At 39.2% G+C, this 19059-nt stretch carries 17 protein-coding genes; 9 read left to right on the top strand and 8 right to left on the bottom strand.

Annotated elements, in window-relative coordinates; translation table 11 throughout:
* The first annotated feature begins 1 nt into the window (after position 1).
* The gene (locus tag MoGM_RS13480) at positions 2–496 is read left to right on the top strand and encodes a hypothetical protein (RefSeq protein WP_146078600.1); all 495 of its coding nucleotides are present in this window, start codon (positions 2–4) and stop codon (positions 494–496) included.
* A gap of 42 nt (positions 497–538) precedes the next feature.
* On the opposite strand, the gene MoGM_RS00720 is transcribed toward MoGM_RS13480, so the two are convergent.
* The 6 genes from MoGM_RS00720 to MoGM_RS00695 form a co-directional block, all read right to left on the bottom strand.
* A complete protein-coding gene (locus tag MoGM_RS00720; RefSeq protein ID WP_104368318.1) occupies positions 539–1594 on the bottom strand; it encodes an endonuclease/exonuclease/phosphatase family protein in 1056 nt (351 codons plus the stop codon).
* Positions 1595–1605: 11 nt separating this feature from the next.
* On the bottom strand, positions 1606–2859 hold the full coding sequence (locus MoGM_RS00715) for an ATP-binding protein (RefSeq protein WP_158249529.1): 1254 nt from the start codon (positions 2857–2859) through the stop codon (positions 1606–1608).
* 74 nt (positions 2860–2933) lie between these two features.
* The gene (locus tag MoGM_RS00710) at positions 2934–4115 is read right to left on the bottom strand and encodes a glycosyltransferase family 2 protein (RefSeq protein WP_104368316.1); all 1182 of its coding nucleotides are present in this window, start codon (positions 4113–4115) and stop codon (positions 2934–2936) included.
* Between the two features lie 100 nt (positions 4116–4215).
* Positions 4216–5790 carry an Rne/Rng family ribonuclease gene (locus MoGM_RS00705; protein ID WP_104368315.1) on the bottom strand — a complete coding sequence of 525 codons (1575 nt, stop codon included), beginning with the start codon at positions 5788–5790 and terminating at the stop codon, positions 4216–4218.
* Between the two features lie 252 nt (positions 5791–6042).
* Positions 6043–6318, bottom strand: coding sequence for an HU family DNA-binding protein (locus MoGM_RS00700; protein WP_104368314.1), 276 nt, complete (start codon positions 6316–6318; stop codon positions 6043–6045).
* A 311-nt stretch (positions 6319–6629) separates the two neighbouring features.
* Entirely contained in the window at positions 6630–8315 is a 1686-nt protein-coding gene (locus tag MoGM_RS00695; protein WP_104368313.1) for a glycoside hydrolase family 10 protein, read from the bottom strand.
* A 96-nt stretch (positions 8316–8411) separates the two neighbouring features.
* On the opposite strand from MoGM_RS00695, the gene MoGM_RS00690 reads away from it, so the two are divergent.
* The 5 genes from MoGM_RS00690 to MoGM_RS00670 all read left to right on the top strand — a co-directional run bounded on the left by MoGM_RS00690 (position 8412) and on the right by MoGM_RS00670 (position 14608).
* Entirely contained in the window at positions 8412–9875 is a 1464-nt protein-coding gene (locus tag MoGM_RS00690) for a carbon starvation protein A (RefSeq protein WP_104368312.1), read from the top strand.
* Between the two features lie 11 nt (positions 9876–9886).
* On the top strand, positions 9887–10369 hold the full coding sequence (locus tag MoGM_RS00685; protein ID WP_104368311.1) for an outer membrane beta-barrel protein: 483 nt from the start codon (positions 9887–9889) through the stop codon (positions 10367–10369).
* A gap of 35 nt (positions 10370–10404) precedes the next feature.
* Entirely contained in the window at positions 10405–11253 is an 849-nt protein-coding gene (gene nadC / locus MoGM_RS00680; RefSeq protein ID WP_104368310.1) for a carboxylating nicotinate-nucleotide diphosphorylase, read from the top strand.
* The gene (locus MoGM_RS00675; protein ID WP_104368309.1) at positions 11247–12902 is read left to right on the top strand and encodes a M23 family metallopeptidase; all 1656 of its coding nucleotides are present in this window, start codon (positions 11247–11249) and stop codon (positions 12900–12902) included. The genes nadC and MoGM_RS00675 overlap by 7 nt, the downstream gene beginning before the upstream one ends.
* A gap of 62 nt (positions 12903–12964) precedes the next feature.
* Positions 12965–14608: a dipeptidase gene (locus MoGM_RS00670; RefSeq protein ID WP_371410487.1), complete on the top strand. Its 1644-nt coding sequence runs from the start codon at positions 12965–12967 to the stop codon at positions 14606–14608.
* A gap of 159 nt (positions 14609–14767) precedes the next feature.
* Here MoGM_RS00670 and MoGM_RS00665 read toward each other — a convergent pair whose 3' ends face one another.
* Together MoGM_RS00665 and MoGM_RS00660 are read right to left on the bottom strand one after the other, a co-directional pair.
* The gene (locus tag MoGM_RS00665; RefSeq protein WP_104368308.1) at positions 14768–15310 is read right to left on the bottom strand and encodes an FHA domain-containing protein; all 543 of its coding nucleotides are present in this window, start codon (positions 15308–15310) and stop codon (positions 14768–14770) included.
* Positions 15307–16332, bottom strand: a complete 1026-nt coding sequence (locus MoGM_RS00660; RefSeq protein ID WP_104368307.1) for an SPOR domain-containing protein — start codon at positions 16330–16332, stop codon at positions 15307–15309. Before MoGM_RS00660 ends, MoGM_RS00665 begins: the two co-directional genes overlap by 4 nt.
* A gap of 135 nt (positions 16333–16467) precedes the next feature.
* On the opposite strand from MoGM_RS00660, the gene rfbC reads away from it, so the two are divergent.
* The 3 genes from rfbC to MoGM_RS00645 all read left to right on the top strand — a co-directional run.
* Complete coding sequence (gene rfbC, locus MoGM_RS00655) at positions 16468–17016, top strand: dTDP-4-dehydrorhamnose 3,5-epimerase (RefSeq protein WP_104368306.1); 549 nt, start codon at positions 16468–16470, stop codon at positions 17014–17016.
* A 17-nt stretch (positions 17017–17033) separates the two neighbouring features.
* On the top strand, positions 17034–18350 hold the full coding sequence (locus MoGM_RS00650; RefSeq protein WP_104368305.1) for a UDP-glucose/GDP-mannose dehydrogenase family protein: 1317 nt from the start codon (positions 17034–17036) through the stop codon (positions 18348–18350).
* Between the two features lie 23 nt (positions 18351–18373).
* The coding region (locus tag MoGM_RS00645; protein WP_158249528.1) for a DUF4738 domain-containing protein at positions 18374–19059 on the top strand (686 nt) is incomplete at its 3' end.

Genomic DNA, 19059 nt, shown 5'->3' with positions numbered 1-19059 from the left:
TATGAATGAGTTTGTTTTGAATGCGCATAACAAGGAGGAGCATCCACAAAGTCACACAGCGGAACATCTGTTGAATCAGACCATGATCAGGATGTTTGGTTGTGGACGTTCCGGTAATGCACATATAGAGCGTAAGAAAAGTAAAATAACTTATGTGGTAGACCACAAGCCGGACCGGAAAGAGGAAAAGGCTATTGCTGATAGAATGAACGAGCTTATAGAAATGGATCTTCCGGTTACTTTTGAGTTCGTGAACATTGCCGACTTGACAGAGGAAAATACAGCACCCGGTGGTAAATATTATGGTGTGACATTGGAAAAATTACCTGATGATGCATCAGAGGTAATCCGTCTTGTGCGTATTGGGGATTATGACGTGTGTCCGTGTATAGGCAAGCACGTCCGCTCCACGTCGCAAATAGGACGTTTCGAGATGCTTGGGACAAACTGGGATGAGCATCTGCGCACATTCAGAATAAGATTTAAGGTTATCTGAAAAACCTGGTATCACGGAATGCAATTCCGTGATACCAGGTTTTTATATTTCTATTTTCATAAACACGGGATAGTGGTCTGAATATGTAAGTTGTGTATTGTAGTATGTCAGTCCGGTCATACTTTTATCGTGAAAAATATAATCTATACGTACGGATTTCTTACCCCTGTATGTGCGCATCCATCCGCTTCCGCATTCTTTAAATCCGTCTGTCATGTCACCGAGCATAGTATTGTATACGTATGAATATGGAACATCGTTGAAATCGCCGCATAATATTGTCGGAATGTCTGAGTCGCGCTTTTCAAGGGCCACTGTGTTGGCTTGCCCAGCCCGTATAATCATGCCGAGAGTATAGTTGTTGTAAATGGCGTTTATAATGGAATTGCTCTCTACCTTTATTCCGCTGTTGGTGAGTTTGGCGGCTTGTTGGAGAGTTCTGTTAAATCCTGTAGTTTCCAAATGTACATTGAATACCCTTATTCTTTTACCGTTTACATCAACGTCGCACCACATTGCACTGTTGTTTGTATACTCAAAAGGAATGTTTTTTGTTTTTTTTATCGGGTAGCGGCTATATATTACCATGTCATTGTTTCCGGTAGCCATGTATGTGAAATATTCTTTATAGCTGTCGGAGTTTTTCTTATCACCACTGGCATCCGAATATTCTTGCATACATAGAATGTCAACTTTATGCTTTTTCATTTCCGAAAGAATGTCTTGTGCCATGAAGCCGGATGTCTCACGGCCGAAGTTCGCGACATTATATGTGGCTATTTTTATTCCGGCACTATTGTCTGCATTTGTATTTGACGGGCCGAACTGATATATTGTACCTATATATGGAATGCATGACAATACGGTGATAATGGGTATTGAAGATACAATCCAAAGCCGTTTAAGAAGCCAATATATCAGTATGAAGGCATTTGCAGCTATAAGAAGTGGCAATACATATACCAGCATGGCTCTTGCCGTATTGCCGGAAGGAGGCACGTCGCCACCGAACAGACCTACAAAGGTAAAGATGGACAATACTATCTGTATTACCAGAAACATCATTGTGATATATTTATATACTGCTAATTTTCCCATATTCAGATTGGTTATTCGTTTAAGTATTTAATTATCGTTTTAATAAGATGCTCGATGTGTATCGGTTTGGGGATAAATTCATTGCATCCGGCGCTCATTGCGTCTTTAATTTGTTCATCAAAGGCATATGCACTTAGTGCGATGACCGGAATATTCATGTTTATCTCTTTTATGATCCGTGTGGCATCCAGGCCGTTCATTTCCGGCATTCGTATATCCATGAGTATCAAGTCGGGTGTTTCTTCCTCGTTTAGAGTGACAGCTTCGATACCGTTCCTTGCCCGTATAAGTCTGTAGCGCTTGGATAAAATCTTTTTCAAGAGCTCATAATTGCAATCCTCATCTTCGGCAATAAGGATTAGTTTCATTTTATTTGTTCCTCCGTTAGCATCCATTCGCAATGTTCTTGTAACGGAAGTTGTGGTTGACATTTTCTTTATATTGCGGAAAAAGCCGTCAAAGGGTAGGGTGAAGTAGAACGTTGAGCCTTTTCCAATATGTGATTCAGCATATATTTGTCCGCCCATTTTCTCAATTATGATCTTACTTAGCGGGAGTCCTAGTCCGAAGCTGTTATAGTGTGTTTCAGCATCTTTTGATACGTATGCTTGAAATATATGGTCTATGTCTTTCGACGATATACCGTCTCCCGTATCTTTTACATAGAATCGGATTTTATTGCGGTTGTCAACCGGTCTGTAACCGAATGTTATAGCTCCTTGTTTTGTATGTTTTATTGCGTTGTTTATAAGGTTTGAAAAAACCTGTGTAAGTCTGTTTGCATCGGTATTGAGCATGATAGATTCAGTGGGAGTGTCTATCATGAGTTTAACACACTCTGTTATTTTGAATTTAAAAATATGTTTTATGCTCTTGCATAATTCATCTAAATCCGTATGGGATTTTTTTATTGTAATTTCTCCGGCCTCAACTCGTGAAAGATCAAGTATCTCGTTTATTAGAAAACCTAGTCTGCTGTTATTGCTTTCTATTATTTCAAGAAATTGCATGCGCTCTTCCATGGATTCCGTTTCAGCTATGATCCTGGAAAAACCTTCTATGGCATTTAATGGAGTACGAATTTCATGGCTCATGTTTGCAAGGAACAATGATTTCATTTTGCTGGCATTCTCAGCTTTAAGAATACTGTCTTTGCATTTTTTCAGTTCGTATTCGGCCTTTTCTTTTTCTGCCAATGCTTTTTGGAGTCTGTCTTCCAATATCGCAAGCTTTTGCAGAAAAAAATCCGGTTCATATTTCTCCATATCTTTATTCATCGTTTAGTAGAGACAAAGATACGACAAAAAATAGAATTAATGATGGTCATATATAATATATTTTACCCTCTTCTCACTTTTTCCCATACTCCGGTGTTTTTGTGTGTGAACAGATACCGAATGCCATGGAATACATTGATATTCATGAACATAAAGTAATACGGAACATATAGTATTCTGTTTCTACGTCCTTGTGTATCTGACAGATATCCTCCGAAAGCTGCCGCATAAAACATTATCTGTAAGACCCAGATAATAGTGTATATAGTTCCGGCTTTTGAGAAGACCAATATCGTGTTAAGGGGTATCAATGTGAACAAGGCTATGGGCGTGATGCTCCATCTTAGGACTCTGTGGGAAATAAATTGGAATGCTACTATCGGATATTTAATGGGATTCATCAAGTTTTTCAGACGCCAGATGCTTTGTAATCCGCCTGCCGCAATTCTTCTTTTTCTTTTAGACTCTTCTTCAATGTTTGCCGAACCATATTCAAACGCATAGGCGTATGGGGTGTATGCAATGCGGTATCCCTTTACTGTCATGCCCATGGAAAGGATGAAATCGTCAAGCAACGTATCCTCAGGTATCGGGTCAAATAATTCTTTTCTTATGGCGCATAACTCACCGGCGGCTCCCATTGCCGAGTATAATTCGTAATCCCATCGTTTCAAAGTGCTTTCATATTTCCAGTATAGGCCTTCTCCCTTTGCGGCGGTATGTTCGTTATTTCTTGCCATTACACGTTTCTCTCCTGCCACGCATCCTACTGACGGGTCATTGAATAGGCGTACAATTTCTTTTATCGCTCCGGGATTTATCATTGTGTTGGCATCGGTCATGATTATAATGCCTGTCTGTATCTTTGGTATGGCTCTGTTCATTGCGGCTGTTTTGCCGCGCCGTTCTGGATGGAATGTAATTTGAATGCTTGGATATGCTTTCAGGTATTCATTGGTTGAGTCTGTACTTCCATCTGTGGCCCACATGATATGCAGTTTGTCTTTTGGGTAATCCAATGCGCCAATGTTTTCCATTTTCATTTTTACGATATTTTGCTCGTTATATGCGCATATAAGCATTGTCACTTCCGGAAGGTCGGTTTCTGATTGTAGAATTTGCTTTTGTTTTTGGATTATTATTCTCTTTATTCTTATGATGACATAAAGTATAATCCCATATCCTATGTATGTATAGAAAGTCAGGAACAGAAAAATCCAGAAAGTGGTTTTTATGGTATTCATTTCGGTATTTTTTGTGTTACAATGCAAAATAAATAAAAATATCTGTGAAATACAAAAAAACACGGAAATAACTAATTGTATTCCCGTGTTTTTATATTTACTACTGTATCTCTATTTCTTCTTTCATATCGATGAATTCTTTGTTTTTGTCATAGAATTCATATTGAAGGAAAGCCATCTTTTGTGATGGAACAACATTTATTCCCAGGCCATATTTAATTTGCCATTTTCTTTTCATGGAAACTAATCCTTGATTTATGTAGGCGGCTACATACGGATGTACATGAAGATACAGTTTCTTGATACCTATCTTATTGACTAAACGGTCAATTTTACTCTCCAATTGATCTGTAAACAGTATGCTTGATTTTATTTTGCCGCGTCCGAAACATGTCGGGCATGTCTCTTCCACGTTAACATCCATTGCCGGACGCACTCTTTGGCGGGTGATTTGCATCAGTCCGAACTTGCTTAGCGGCAGTATATTATGCCTTGCTCTGTCTTTTTGCATGTTTTTACACATGCGCTCATAGAGCATTTGTCTGTCTTCTGCAAGGTTCATGTCAATGAAATCGACAACAATTATACCTCCCATATCGCGTAAGCGTAGTTGGCGTGCCAGTTCATCGGCGGCACCGAGGTTTACTTCAAGCGCATTTGCCTCTTGTCCGTTTTCAGCTCTTGTCCTGTTGCCGCTGTTGACATCCACTACGTGTAAGGCTTCTGTATGTTCAATGATGAGATAAGCGCCACGCTTGTAATTTACGGTTCTTCCAAAAGCGGATTTAATTTGCTTTGTGACATTGAAATTGTCGAAAATGGGCACTTGCCCATTATATTGTTTTACAATGTCTACTTTGTCAGGGGCTATTAACCCGACATAATCTCTTATTTGGCTGAAAATCTCCGTGTCATTGACATAAATGCCATCATAAGTGGGATTGAATAAATCTCGCAATAGAGCGACGGCTCTCCCTGTTTCTTCAAATACAACTTGCGGGCGTACGGTGGTTTTCTGCACTTTTGTTATGGCATCTTCCCAACGTTTAAGCAAAATCTTTAATTCTGTATCCAGTTCCGCAACTCGTTTACCCTCGGCAGAGGTACGCACAATAACTCCAAAGTTCTTGGGTTTTATGCTTTGGATGAGTTGCTTGAGCCTTGCTCGTTCTTCGCCTTTTTTAATTTTTGAGGAAACAGAGACTTTATCATTAAATGGTATCAAGACAATATATCGTCCGGCAAAACTAAGTTCGCATGTCAGACGCGGTCCCTTTGTGGATATTGGTTCTTTGACAATCTGTACCATCACTTCCTGTCCTACTTTTAGGGCCGTTTGTACGCTTCCGTCCTTTTTAAGGTCAGGCAGTCTTGATGCCTTTGATATCGGATAAAGTCTTTTTCTGTCGCTTTGTACTTGTTTGAGATACTTTTCGTATGAGTTAAATTGAGAACCTAAATCAAGGTAATGCAAGAAAGCATCTCGCTCAAATCCCACGTCTACGAAACATGCGTTTAGCCCGGGCATCAGTTTTCTTACTTTTGCCACATAGATGTTGCCTACGGAGAAAGATGCGGAACGTGTCTCGTTCTGATATTCCACCAGGCTTTTGTCTTCAAGTAAAGCGATGGAGATCTCTTTGGGCTGTACATCAATAATTACTTCGCTTGTCATTTCTTCTTGTTTCTTGTAATTCTCGTCTGTTTCTTAAATAGAAAGGGTGTGCCAAAGTTCTGATGAACTTTATTGACACACTCCTCTCATTTCTTTTTTGAATAGACTTGCAATCAAGCTCTGCTTATTTGCTCTTGTGTCTGTTCTTTCTCAATCTCTTTTTACGCTTGTGAGTTGCCATCTTGTGGCCCTTTTTCTTTTTTCCGCTTGGCATAGCTTAAGATTTTAATTTGATTATTATTAAATGTTTGATTATTTCATTTTTTCAATGAAACTCTTTGCCGGCTTAAATCCGGGGTAATCATGAGCCTCAATGACTATGGTTGTATTCTTTGAAATGTTACGGGCTGTCTTTTGTGCACGGTGCTTAACAATAAAACTGCCAAAGCCTCTAAGGAATACATCTTCTTTTTTTTCTGTCAAGCTTTGTCGTATTTCTTCCATAAAGGCTTCAATTGTAGTTGCAACGTCTTTTTTAGCCAATCCGGTATCTGCTACAATCTTGTTTATGATATCTGCTTTAGTCATTTTAATTGTTTGTGAATATCTGAATTATTTATAATATTTTATCCCTTTTTCGTTAATTGGAGTGCAAATATACTGATTTTCAGCGGTAAAAGGAAATAAATTTGGATTTTTTTTATAAAAAGCTATCTTATTCTTTCGATATACATTAATATAATCAGTCTGCGGAACAATAAGTATGGCTTGAGATTTGTCATCTATGTAACACCATGATTAAGCCTTTTTGTATTTTAATCGGGGTTTTCGCATTACATTTATCCGCTCTTCGCATTTTATTTAGTATCGTCTTTATTTCTGATTCTTAATTTATAAGATTAATGCCGTTTTATTATGAATGTTCCAAGTCTGTGAGTTATGCCTTTTTGACCTAACGACCTTAGAACGTACATTCCTTCCGAAAGATCTGAAATATCGGCGGTTTCATCGATATACGGTCTTGTTGCAACAATTCCTCCCTGAAGTGTTTCAATTATCAGATAATCAGCCGATAGAATGTTTGTTTTTGGGGGTACACTTAGTGTCTTGCCATCGTTTTTTAGTAAATAACTTCTGTTTTCTTTTGTTGTTTTTGGGGGAATGCTTATAGGCTGGCTTTCATTACCGTACCTGTCCATGGCTGTTACAGCATAATATCGTGGTCTTTTGTTTCTTTCGTGAGCTATGAATATTTCTTGTTTCAAGTATCGTGTAGCAATGATGTTTCTTGCATCATCGATGTCTACGGGATATGAAGGAGATGAATATATGTTATAAGATAGGTAAGTACCGTCTGACATGTCTTTGGCACCGTTCCAACAGATGAGATATCCTGTTTTTGTATTGGTAATGGTCATGGACGACGGTGCGGACGGTTTAACATTCCATTGCCATGTCATCGGTGGTATCAACGCTGGATTTTTATCGATTTCATCGGAAGTAAGATCATATATTCCTTTGATATTTTCCGTGAAGAAACGTGAGCGGAAGAATGCATGTCCCATTCCGTTTGCTCTTAATACATTCATCTTTCTTTTAAACAACTCAACATCCCAATCTTTTTCTTTATCAGACATGAAATAAATGCCTAATCCTGCGCAGATTATTCGCCCATTACCGTTCTCTTTCCAGTCAAGGGCAAACGGATAAAACTGGTTGCCTTTAAAGTATATCATCGGGAATAATTCGTCCATAAATCCGTCTTGTAACCAGCCTTGTGCATCTTGGCATACTGTGGTATAAGCATTCCAGCCGTGACTTCTATATCTTGTCAAATCATCAAATTTTCCTATTGGTGAGCAGCTTATTTTAACCCATGGTTTTCTTCCTTTCACCCTGTTATGTATCATTTTCACAATACCGGTTATATATTCTCTGCCTTGTCTGCGATTGATTTTCCTGTTCCATGTTTCAGGATATCTGATGTAATCCAGGTGTATCCCGTCTATGTCATAGTTTTCTGTAATCTCACCGCATATATCTGCTATGTATGGACCGGCTTGTGGGTGTTCGGGGTTTATGTATCCTTCATCACCTATTCTTTTTATCATGTTCGGATATTTATATCTCAATTTTTTGCACCCGGTGTTGTTCCATCTTCCTATGGGGATGGTGACAACCCATGCGTGTAGCTCCATTCCCCGTTTGTGGCATTCGTCTATGGCGAATGCCAATGGGTCATATCCAGGTGAAAGCCCGGGAATACCTGACATAGAACCGTCCCATGGTTCGTATGCCGATGGATAAATGACGGTTCCTCGTATACGTGTTTGTAGCAGAACGGTATTTATGTTTGCTTTTTTCAATTTGTCAAGAATGTCGCATAACTCCTTCTTTTGTATTTTCACTGAGTTTTCCGACCGTGCATAAGAGTGCGGCCAGTCAAGCCCTCCTATTGTTGTGAGCCATACTGCCCGCACCTCGTGTTTGGGTGACGGGATATGTGCATTGGCCGATAATTGAGAGATAGAAAAAAAGAGTGATATTATAGCTATGTATTTATATATACGTTTTAAAACTTTCATGTTTAAAGTATTTTGGCGCAAAGTTATCATTATTTTTTTATATCTCAAATTAAATACTTACTTTTGCATGAAGATTTTAAAATAAAAACCGATAATATGATTTCTTTTATATTGAGCCTTGCGGCTTTGGTAATCGGGTACTTTTTTTATGGCCGTTTCGTAGAAAGGGTCTTTGGTCCGGACGACAGGATTACACCTGCGGTGGCAAAGGCTGACGGGGTAGATTATATTGTTCTTCCTAATTGGAAGATATTCATGATTCAGTTTCTCAATATAGCAGGTACAGGACCTATTTTCGGAGCTATAATGGGGGCTAAATTCGGGCCGTCTTGTTATCTTTGGATAGTGTTAGGATGTATTTTTGCCGGCGCCACGCATGATTATCTCAGTGGAATGTTGTCTATGCGTAACGGGGGAAGCGGTCTTCCTGTTTTGGTAGGCAAGTATCTCGGACAGGCAGCAAAGAAAATAATGCTTGTATTCACGGTATTGTTGTTGATAATGGTTGGAACGGTTTTTGTGTACAGTCCGGCAGTGATACTAGAGTCAATCGGAGGTTCTTCCATGATGTGGGTATTTGTAATATTTATTTATTATGTGGTAGCGACAATGTTGCCTATAGATAAGGTGATAGGCAAGATCTATCCGTTGTTTGCCATATCCCTGCTTTTCATGGCGTTGGCATTGATGGTAATTCTTCTCATCGAGATGCCACGTTTACCGGAATTTTGGGATGGTCTTGATAATATGGCTGTAAAAACCGATATATCGTGGACAGACAATATATTCCCTTGCCTGTTTATAACAGTGGCCTGTGGCGCAATTAGTGGTTTTCACGCTACACAAAGTCCCTTGATGGCTCGCTGTGTGAAGAGTGAGAAGATGGGGCGTCCGATCTTTTACGGTTCTATGATAACAGAGGGAATTGTAGCGTTGATATGGGCTACCGTGTCGATGTATTTCTTTTATGGAGAGCCGACCCCTGGCTATCATGTATTGGAGGCAGCGAGAGAAACGGGGTTCCATACATCGGCTCCAGCCGTGGTGAATATCATTTGTAATGATTGGTTGGGTGTTGTTGGTGGAGTGTTGGCTCTGCTTGGTGTTGTTGCAGCTCCGATTACGAGTGGTGACACGGCTTTCAGATCTGCTCGTTTGATTATTGCGGAAAATATCAGTATCGGACAAAAAAACATATTGCAACGTTTTTATATTTCTGTTCCGTTGTTTGTTGTTTCTATTATGTTTTTGTTGTGGCAGATTGGCAATCCGGACGGATTTAATATAATATGGCAATATTTCGGATGGGCCAATCAGGCATTGTCTGTATTTACTTTATGGACACTTACAGTATATCTTGTAAGGGAGAATAAGTGTTATATAATAGCATTGATACCGGCATTATTTATGACCACTGTATGTGCTACTTTCCTTTTCGCTTCAAGGCAAGCGTTTCATATGGATGCTCAGGTAGCTTATGCTTTGGGCACACTCGTTTTTGTGATAGCGACGGTGTGGTTTAGGATGTGGTACGGGAAATATAAAAAATCACAAAATTAAATAATAGAACAATGAAAAAGAAATTAGTTTTTATGCTTGTCGGATTGGTTGTGACAATGGCTGCCAATGCGCAATTTGAGCAAGGTAAGAAGTATATAGGCTCTTCTTTGTCTGGGCTAAACCTGAGTTATAACGGAACAGAAAAAAGTTCTTTGGGCTTACAAGCCAAAGCCGGTTATCTTTTCAGTGAAGATTTCATGATAACGGGACAGATCGGCTATGATAAGAAAAAAGACGTGCCGGCTGCTTATACTCTTGGCGCAGGCGCACGTTATTATATAGTTCAGAACGGATTGTATTTAGGAGCCTCTGTAAATTATCTGCATTCAAACAATAATTATGATGATTTTATGCCGAGTTTGCAGGTGGGTTATGCTTTTTTCATCAGCCATACCGTAACAATTGAACCGGAAATATATTATAATCAGTCTTTCAAGAGTCACAGTGATTATAGTACTGTAGGTTTCCGAGTAGGATTTGGTATTTATTTATAAATAATATAATATAATATAATATAATAGAGATAGCTATGTTAAGTGTAAACGAATTGACAGACAGACTGATAGATCTTTCTTTTGCGGAAGATATAGGTGATGGGGATCATACAACGCTATGTTGCATACCGGATGAAGCTATGGGAAAATCGCATCTTCTGATAAAGGAGGACGGTATATTGGCAGGAGTGGAAGTAGCCCAAAAGGTCTTTGCACGTTTTGATTCGTCAATGAATGTGGAAGTGCTTATAAATGATGGTGTTAAGGTGAGTAAAGGTGACGTGGCGATGGTTGTCACGGGAAAAGTACGTTCTTTGTTGCAAACAGAAAGGCTCATGTTGAATATAATGCAACGTATGAGCGGTATTGCAACCATGACTAATAAATATGTGGAACGTATCGCAGGAACGAAAACGCGAATATTGGACACAAGAAAAACAACACCCGGAATGCGAATGCTTGAAAAGCAGGCTGTAAAGATAGGTGGAGGGTGCAATCATCGTATCGGACTTTTCGATATGATATTGCTGAAAGACAATCATATAGACTTTGCAGGAGGTATATCCAATGCAATAAACAGATGTCATGATTATCTCAAAACCAATGGACTTGACTTGAAAATAGAAATAGAGGTTCGTGATTTTGATGAGTTGCGTCAGGTGCTTGACTGTGGTGGAGTGAATAGAATAATGCTTGATAATTTCTCTGTGGATGATACCAGGAAAGCTGTAGAGCTTGTGAATGGTGTATACGAAGTTGAGTCGAGCGGTGGAATAACATTCGACACTATTCGTGATTATGCAGAGTGTGGGGTCGATTTTATTTCTGTTGGCGCTTTGACACACTCGGTAAAAGGACTTGATATGAGTTTTAAGGCATGTTGAGTTTTATTGCCGGATTGTTTTTGGCAATATCAATCAATTACACCCCGCCGGTAGACTATGAAATGTCTTTGGCGGGGAATTTTGGTGAGCCTCGCCCCAATCATTTCCATAACGGTATTGATGTGAAAACAGGTGGGGTAGAGGGTAAACCTATCTATTCTATCGGTGAAGGATATGTGAGCAGAATTACAGTCGGAATGTTTGGCTTCGGTAATGCTGTCTATGTGGCTCATCCGGATGGAAAGACCAGCGTGTATTGTCATTTGAAATCTTTTTCACCACGCATAAAATCGCTATTGAGGAAATGGCAGTATGAAAATCAATCATATATTGCAGACGTAAGATTGTCTCCATTGGATTGCCCATTGTCTGAAGGACAACTTATCGCTGTTAGTGGAAATACGGGTGCTAGTCAAGCTCCACACTTGCATCTTGAATTGCGAGACACAAAAACTGGTAGATTATTAGATCCTCTTAGTGTGTTAAGTTCATATATTAAAGATGAGACCCCACCAATGGCTCACGGATTTCTGGTGTATCCGATGAAGGATTTGGGATTGTTTAATAAAAATCGTACCTGTCAGGCATTTCGATTTATCTCACATAACATGGAGGAGCATTTCATAGGTTGGGGTAAAATTGGATTTGGTTTATGGGCAAATGATTATTCAGAGGCCACGTATAATAGATATGGAGTGTATGAAACAATACTATTGGTTGATGGAAAGGAAGTTTTTCATGCATGTGTTACGGACTTCCCCTCGCAAAGCACAAGGATGGTGAATGTTTGGGGAGATTACGGTCATTATTATCAAAGCGGAGTATGGTATATGAAATCATTTACGACACCAAGCAACAGGCTTGACATGTTGAAAGCGGATGATAGTTTGGGGATAGTAGACATAAATGAAGAGCGTGATTATCATTTGGAATATATTTTACGGGATATATTTGGAAATACGTCAAATTACAAATTTGTGGTGAGTGGAATTGCACAAAATATTTCGAAAGAGGATGACGATGGGGATTTTACGTTAATGCTGAAGTGGGATAAAACAAATTGTTATTCATTGCCGGGCATGCAGCTTGTAATTCCTTACGGTACTTTGGCGGACGATATTCATTTGAGACCAGAGGTAAGGCAAAAGGAAGGCAAGAGTTCTCCAATGTATTCTTTTAGTAATACTTCATATCCGTTATTACAATGGGCTGAACTGAGTATTGCTGTTAAAGGAAAGGTAAAGGATCCGAGCAAACTTTTTATCGTCGGGCATGATGATAAATATCGGTATTATGGAGGCGAGTATAGAAACGGTTGGGTGACAGGACAAATAAGGGATCTAGGACTTTTATATGAGTTGGATTATGACGATGAAGCTCCGGAAATAACTCCGGTAAGACAGGAACAATGGAGCAAATTGGCTGTTGTAGAATTGGAAGTAGATGATAACAAAAGCGGGATCAAGACTTATAAGGGATATGTCGATGGTCGGTTTGTACTTTTCGAGAAAGTTGAAAAGTGCTCAATGGTAGTCTGTGATTTAAGTGATACACCAATAGAGAAGACTGGAAATGTTCATCACTTGAAATTCTTCGCAACAGATCATCGTGAAAATACAAGGGTGTTTAATACTAAAATTGTGTATTAAGCCTAATTTACGAATATTTGTAGAAAGAATAAATGAAATAGAAAAAGAGTTTAATATAAATAATGATGAGAAAGAAAGCGTTAATAGTATTTGCGCTTATGGTGTATGGAAGTGCCATGGCGTGTACCAATCTTATCGTTGGTAAGAAAGCAAGTGCGGATGGCTCCGTGATGTGTACGTATAGTGCTGATGATTATGGAATGTATCAGACATTATGTCATTATCCGGCTGCCAAACATGAGAAAGGAGCAATGCGTAAAATTTTTGACTGGGATACTAACAAGTATCACGGAGAAATACCAGAAGCGCCTGAGACTTACAATGTTATTGGAAATATAAATGAATATCAGGTTACGATAGGAGAGACAACATTCGGAGGGCGCGAAGAAATGGTGGATTCAACCGGTATTCTTGATTACGGTTCATTGATTTATATTGCATTACAACGTTCTCGTACTGCTCGTGAAGCTATTAGGACTATGACAACTTTGGCAGAGACATACGGATACAATAGCGAGGGGGAAACGTTTACTGTTTGTGACCCTAATGAAGCGTGGATAATGGAGATGATGGGATGCGGAGCCGGTAGTAAATCCGTAGTATGGGTAGCTTTGCGTATACCGGATGATGCAATCTGTGCGCATGCAAATCAAAGCAGAATACGTACATTTAACCAGAAAGACAAGCAGAATGTAATGTATTCAAAGAATGCTATAAAGTTTGCTCGCAGTAAGGGATGGTTTGATGGAAAGGATGCTGATTTCAGCTTCTGTGAGGCTTATGCTTATCCGGATTTTGGCGGACGTCGCTATTGTGAAGCTCGTGTTTGGAGTTTTTTCAATCATTATAGTACCGAAATGGCTCAGTATATACCATACGCCGAAGGTAAGGTTAAAGATGCGAAACCAATGCCTTTATGGATTACGCCTAATAAAAAGATAAGTGTTCATGATTTGGAAAACTGTATGCGTGACCATTATGAGGGGACACCGTTCGCTCTTGACAGTGATATAGGTGGCGGAATATGGCAGATGCCTTACCGCCCTACACCATTGGCGTTTGAAGTTGATGGCAAGACATATTTCAACGAACGTCCCACGTCGACCCAACAGTCTGGTTTCGTTTATGTAAGTCAGATGCGTTCATGGCTTCCTCGTGAGATAGGTGGAATATTGTGGTTTGGCAATGATGACGGGAATATGGTACCATTCACTCCTGTTTATTGTTGTGCAGTACGTGTTCCGGAATGTTATAATGCTCCTGGTGCTGATGCCTTAACATTTAAAATGAATAGTGCTTATTGGGTTTGCAATTGGGTTAGTAATATGGTATATCCCAGATATAGCCAGATGTTTCATAGTCTTGAAGCTGTTCGTGATTCTCTTGATGCATCTTATTTTGACTTGCAGATGGAGGTTGAGAAACAGGCAATGGAGTTATATGCTAAAGAGCCGGCACAGGCTGTGGAATATCTGACAAATTATACAGCTGAAAAAGCTGGTCAAATGCTTTCTCGTTGGCAGCAACTCGCTTTCTATCTTATTGTAAAATACAATGATATGATAGTTAAACCAGAGAAAGACGGTAAATTTACAAGAACAAAATATGGTCTTGGTTCAAAGGTTGAACGTCTCGGATATCCTGCAAACTATGCTCGTGAACTTATCAAGCAAACAGGTAATAAATACTTATGTCCTGATGAGTAAATAAATTTATAAGGCCGATTAACAATTGATCAGGCTCAAATTCTGTATCAATAAATTTATTGATACAGAATTTGAGCCTGATTTTTAGATGCAAAGCAAATATGGGTTCCTCATTATCACATATCAAACGACGATAATGAAAGTGTTTGAACAAAAAATCTAAATACTATCTGTATCTTTGGTTTGGGCTTCCCGTAGTATTATACTTGTAGCTCCAATCGTGAAAAGAGAGCCGTCGCTGATAACCCTACGTTCTTTATCGCCTAAAATTTCATTATCAACGAATGTTCCGGTATAGCTAGGACCGTCACGTAAAATATATCTCAATTTACCTTTTTTGTCGCGACAGACATTTATTATACAATGTGTTATATCTATACTTGGATCGTTGGTCTCGATAGGAGTATTTGTTTTGCTACCTTTCATATAGCGTCCTATGACATTATCTCCATATTGTAATGGGATGACTTGCTTATAATGGAAGACGTTTTCTATCACAACAATAGAACCAAAGCCGTTTTCATTTGCATTCTCATCGGGATTTTCTTCCTTTTGAGTTGCTCGCAATTTAGATACTCCAATTCTTATTCTAAACTGTTTTCCACATTCAGGACATTCAAACAACAGTGATTGGCCTGATTCGTATTTTGTTTCATCAAATGTGATATAGTTATCACATTTCGGGCATCTTACTCTTTTCATTTCTTTTTATATACCCAAGCTTGTTCAAAATATTCATTATTATGTGCAGAACGCAATGCGGAATACGCTTCGGACTCATTATTGTAATGGCCATATACGACCCTTACGATATTGTTGTTGATGTATATATGTGCGTCTTTATACCCGTTTTTATGTAATTCCTGAATATACATATTAGCATTTCTTTCTGTCGTTCTACTCGCCAAAACAATGCAGTATGCTCCTGTATCTTGATCTTTTGTGGATATATTGTGATTTGCATCCGGTTTAATGCCTGTGATAGTATCTTTTTGTGAAACAGCTGCCTTAATCTCTTTTGGAGTTATTTTGTGCATTTTTTCACTACCGGATGTCGGATTGATATTGGATATTATTCCATTATTGATATTTCCGGTGATATAGCTGTTGTTACTGTTTGAGATAGGAGTCGTGATGAATAAGAATGCAATGAGTGACGCGGCTACAGCAACAGCGTTTCTAATCCATGCGACCTTGATTCTTATTGTTTTATCGTCTGAAAGGTTGTCATCCTCAATTTCGGTATTCTCGGATATAATGACCTCCTTGTCAATATCGGCTATGGATGAAGTCATTTCATCTTTTGATATTTTTTTTATTTCAACAGAATCCAAACCGTATAAATCCGGCGATAGTATTCCGCATTCACATGGCTCGAAATTATACTTGTTTTCTTCGTTGATGTATAATATCCCAATATCGTTCAGCTCGTATTTACCGTCGTTCCGAAGATGTTGTTTCAACTCATGTACTTCTTCTTCTATCCTTCGTATTGCCTCCGGATAACTTATATCGTATGCCTCAATATATGACTGGGCAAGTAAAGAATCATTTAATTTAAGTTGGGGATTGAATCCTATTGTGCGCAATGGCGGCAGGTATAAATGTTCGTTGTCGTCATAACGCGCCTCTGAGTGATGTGTCATAAAGCCTCCTAATCCGGGGACTATTACACAGTCATTACCAAGTAAAAGAATCTCAATATGTCTTTCCAATTCAATCATGGCTGCAAAATTAAGTCTTTTCGCGGATATTTGCAAATAAAAGCAAGTTAATGTAGAATTAAATTGGCAAAACAATATCTAAACGGAATTTATTTATTACATTTGCACAACGGAAATATAAATCTTTATTATCTTATGGAATACAAAAAAACAAGTATAGAAGGTGTTTATATTATAGAGCCGAAAGTCTTTAATGACGCACGTGGATATTTTTTCGAGGCTTGGAAAAAAGCTGACTTTGAAAGCAATATAGGTCATGTCGATTTCATACAAGACAATGAGTCAAAATCAAGTTATGGTGTATTGCGCGGTCTGCATTATCAAAAAGGAGAATTTTCTCAGGCCAAATTGGTCCGTGTCATAAAAGGGAAAGTACTTGACGTTGCGGTCGACCTGCGTAAAAGCAGTCCTACTTTCGGGCAACATGTGATGGTTGAACTTAGTGAAGAGAACAAGCGACAGTTTTTTATACCGCGTGGTTTTGCTCATGGGTTTCTTGTAATGAGCGATGAAGCGGTGTTTACCTATAAGGTGGACAATGTTTATTCGCCACAGAGCGAGGCGAGTATATTGTATAATGATCCTGCGCTTGGAATTAAGTGGCCGATTGAGGAAAATAATGTTGTGATGAGCGACAAGGATCTCAAAGCGCAATTGCTTAAAGATGCGGTTTTGTTTGATTGAGTATTAATATCTGAAAAATGAATATAGCTATAATAGGTACCGGCTATGTTGGTCTTGTATCCGGAACGTGTTTTGCTGATACAGGGGCGAATGTCACATGTGTAGATGTCGATTTAAATAAAATCGAGCGTCTTAAAAGAGGCGAAATACCTATTTATGAGCCGGGGCTGGATGAGTTGGTTGTGAAAAACGTAAAGGCCGGGAGATTGAGGTTTACGACCGATTTAGCTTCTGTACTGAATGATCAGGAGATTGTTTTCTCGGCTGTTGGCACCCCACCGGATGAAGACGGTAGTGCAGATCTCAAATATGTGTTGGAGGTAGCGAGCACCATTGGCAAGAATTTGACTAAATATCTCGTGGTGGTAACCAAGAGTACGGTTCCTGTCGGAACTGCGGCCAAAGTGCGTGCGACAATCCAGGATGAGCTGGATAAGCGTGGGGTAGACGTGAAATTTGATGTGGCAAGTAACCCTGAGTTTTTAAAGGAAGGTAATGCCGTAAGTGATTTCATGTCTCCCGATCGTGTTGTTGTTGGAGTCGAGAGTGAACAGGCAAAGAAAGTCCTGACTAAATTATATAAACCATTCCTTATAAACAACTTCCGTGTCATATTTATGGATATTCCTTCGGCCGAAATGACTAAATATGCCGCAAACTCGATGTTGGCTACCCGCATCTCCTTTATGAACGATATTGCTAATTTGTGTGAGTTGGTCGGTGCGGATGTCAATATGGTAAGAGCGGGAATAGGGGCTGATACACGTATAGGCAGGAAGTTCTTGTATGCCGGATGCGGCTATGGCGGTTCTTGTTTTCCAAAAGATGTCAAGGCTTTGATAAAGACAGCTGACAAGAAAGGATATTCTATGGAAGTCCTTAAAGCCGTTGAACGAGTCAATGAAAAGCAGAAAGCAGTGTTGTTTGACAAATTGAAAAATGTATATAAGGAAGTCGGCTTACAAGGTAAGACGATTGCTTTGTGGGGTTTGTCTTTCAAGCCGGAAACGGATGACATGCGGGAAAGTACAGCTCTTGTCATGATAGAACATTTGCTTTCAGCCGGTTGCACAGTCCGGGTCTATGACCCGGTAGCCATGGATGAGTGCAAACGGCGCATCGGTGATAAGGTTACTTATTGTCGTGACAAATATGATGCGGTGCTTGATGCAGATGCTTTGCTTCTGCTTACTGAATGGAAAGAATTTCGTTTGCCTACATGGATGGTCATAAAGAAAGCCATGAAATATCCTCTGGTGATAGACGGGCGTAATATATTTGATAGCGAGGAGCTTAAAGAGAACGGTTTCGAGTATCATTGTATTGGCAAATGATATATACATATAATACTTATAGAATGAACAAGTGGCTTTTTCTTTTATTCCTCATTGTTGTTTTTGTTTGCGGGTGTGGACAAAATGAAAAACAATCACAGGTTGGTTTTATAACGGAAGACAAAGAAGCCAAAGCAAATTTACAAGGAATTTGGATCGACTTCGAAACCGAAGCCCCTGTTTTTAAGATAGAAAAGGATACTATCTTTTATCCTGATACCACAAGTCAGCCGACATTTTTCCGTGTCAGTGCGGATACATTATGTATCGGTCGTGACATAACCAAATATCCGATTTTGAAATTGACAAAGAACTTGTTTTTGTTGAAAAATCATAATGGTGATGTTCTGAAACTGGTGAAAAGCATGGAACCGGATAAAGAAAAAGCCTTTAAAATAGAAAAGCCTCAATTGCCAATCGTTACACACGATTTGAAGAAAGATACGGTTGTGGTGTATAACAGCGTACGTTATCATTGTTATATAGCCGTAAATCCTACAACGTATAAGGTGATAAAGTATTCCTACAATGACGATGGGGTGAAGGTGGAGAGCGTTTATTATGATAATATCATTCACATCAGTGTCTTTAATGGTACTAAAAAGTTATATTCTCGTGATTTCAACAAGCGAATGTATTCAAGGTTCGTTCCTGACGGTTTTCTCTCACAGGCAATATTGAGCAATATAGAGTTTGATTCGGTAGACTC

This window comes from Prevotella sp. MGM1 (assembly GCF_002933775.1).
Lineage (GTDB): Bacteria > Bacteroidota > Bacteroidia > Bacteroidales > Bacteroidaceae > Prevotella.
This window is presented reverse-complemented; position numbering and strand designations above follow the sequence as displayed.

Excerpts from the sequence above, each read along its gene's own strand:
- MoGM_RS13480 (WP_146078600.1), top strand. The coding sequence starts at position 2 with ATGAATGAGTTTGTTTTGAATGCGCATAACAAGGAGGAGCATCCACAA.
- MoGM_RS00720 (WP_104368318.1), bottom strand. The coding sequence starts at position 1,594 with ATGGGAAAATTAGCAGTATATAAATATATCACAATGATGTTTCTGGTA.
- MoGM_RS00715 (WP_158249529.1), bottom strand. The coding sequence starts at position 2,859 with ATGGAGAAATATGAACCGGATTTTTTTCTGCAAAAGCTTGCGATATTG.
- MoGM_RS00710 (WP_104368316.1), bottom strand. The coding sequence starts at position 4,115 with ATGAATACCATAAAAACCACTTTCTGGATTTTTCTGTTCCTGACTTTC.
- MoGM_RS00705 (WP_104368315.1), bottom strand. The coding sequence starts at position 5,790 with ATGACAAGCGAAGTAATTATTGATGTACAGCCCAAAGAGATCTCCATC.
- MoGM_RS00700 (WP_104368314.1), bottom strand. The coding sequence starts at position 6,318 with ATGACTAAAGCAGATATCATAAACAAGATTGTAGCAGATACCGGATTG.
- MoGM_RS00695 (WP_104368313.1), bottom strand. The coding sequence starts at position 8,315 with ATGAAAGTTTTAAAACGTATATATAAATACATAGCTATAATATCACTC.
- MoGM_RS00690 (WP_104368312.1), top strand. The coding sequence starts at position 8,412 with ATGATTTCTTTTATATTGAGCCTTGCGGCTTTGGTAATCGGGTACTTT.
- MoGM_RS00685 (WP_104368311.1), top strand. The coding sequence starts at position 9,887 with ATGAAAAAGAAATTAGTTTTTATGCTTGTCGGATTGGTTGTGACAATG.
- nadC (WP_104368310.1), top strand. The coding sequence starts at position 10,405 with ATGTTAAGTGTAAACGAATTGACAGACAGACTGATAGATCTTTCTTTT.
- MoGM_RS00675 (WP_104368309.1), top strand. The coding sequence starts at position 11,247 with ATGTTGAGTTTTATTGCCGGATTGTTTTTGGCAATATCAATCAATTAC.
- MoGM_RS00670 (WP_371410487.1), top strand. The coding sequence starts at position 12,965 with ATGATGAGAAAGAAAGCGTTAATAGTATTTGCGCTTATGGTGTATGGA.
- MoGM_RS00665 (WP_104368308.1), bottom strand. The coding sequence starts at position 15,310 with ATGAAAAGAGTAAGATGCCCGAAATGTGATAACTATATCACATTTGAT.
- MoGM_RS00660 (WP_104368307.1), bottom strand. The coding sequence starts at position 16,332 with ATGATTGAATTGGAAAGACATATTGAGATTCTTTTACTTGGTAATGAC.
- rfbC (WP_104368306.1), top strand. The coding sequence starts at position 16,468 with ATGGAATACAAAAAAACAAGTATAGAAGGTGTTTATATTATAGAGCCG.
- MoGM_RS00650 (WP_104368305.1), top strand. The coding sequence starts at position 17,034 with ATGAATATAGCTATAATAGGTACCGGCTATGTTGGTCTTGTATCCGGA.